Genomic DNA, 730 nt, shown 5'->3' with positions numbered 1-730 from the left:
TCCAAAGGATCACCAGCGCCGCCGACGGATTGGTCGTCGAGGCCCTGCGCCTGGCGGACGCTGACGAGCATGCGTTTCAAGGCGTCATCGACTCGTACAAGCTTCCGTCCGGGACCGGAGACCTCAAAGCCGCACGAACGGCATCCATCCAGGATGCGCTCATCCGGGCCGCGCAAACCCCCGCACAGCTGATCCAGCTCGCCGGCGCCATCGTGGATCTTGCCACGGAACTTTTCGAGGTCGCCAACGCCAATGTGATCAGCGACATCGCTGCCGCCGCCGACGCAGCCCGCGCAGCCGCAAACACCGCCCGGGTGAACATCGACATTAACGTGGTGGCCATCAAAGACGCCGCGGCCCGTTCGCGGTTGGCTGATCAAACTGACGGCCTCGAGGAAAAGGTCATCCTGGCAGCAGACTCCCTCGTGGGGCGCGTGCGTGGAAGGATTCTCGGTTGAGCGCCGTACTCCTCTCCGGAAAAGCACTGGCAAAGACCATTCAGCAGAGGGCCCACCATGTGGCCCGGGAGCTCGAAGCCGACGGGCTACGCCCCACACTCGCAGTGGTTGTGGCCACTGACGACGGCTCCACCCACTGGTATGTCCGGTCTATCGAACGGGCCGCAGAAAGCGCCGCCATCAGTTGCCGGATCGTGGACCTTGGCCCTGATGCCAGCGGACAGGTCCTGGCCTCAGTCCTGAAGGACCTCAGCGAGGATCCATCCGTTAAC

The 730-nt window shown here is 64.0% G+C and carries 2 protein-coding genes; both read left to right on the top strand.

Annotation, left to right across the window (positions count from 1 at the left end; genetic code table 11):
* The coding region (locus ACXJ3V_RS20210; protein ID WP_457102146.1) for a cyclodeaminase/cyclohydrolase family protein at window positions 1-458 on the top strand (458 nt) is incomplete at its 5' end.
* Window positions 455-730, top strand: a 276-nt coding sequence (locus ACXJ3V_RS20205) for a tetrahydrofolate dehydrogenase/cyclohydrolase catalytic domain-containing protein (protein ID WP_457102145.1), incomplete at its 3' end; no start/stop codon positions are given. The genes ACXJ3V_RS20210 and ACXJ3V_RS20205, both read left to right, overlap by 4 nt.

Source organism: Microbacterium sp. P5_E9, from assembly GCF_054049175.1.
This window is presented reverse-complemented; position numbering and strand designations above follow the sequence as displayed.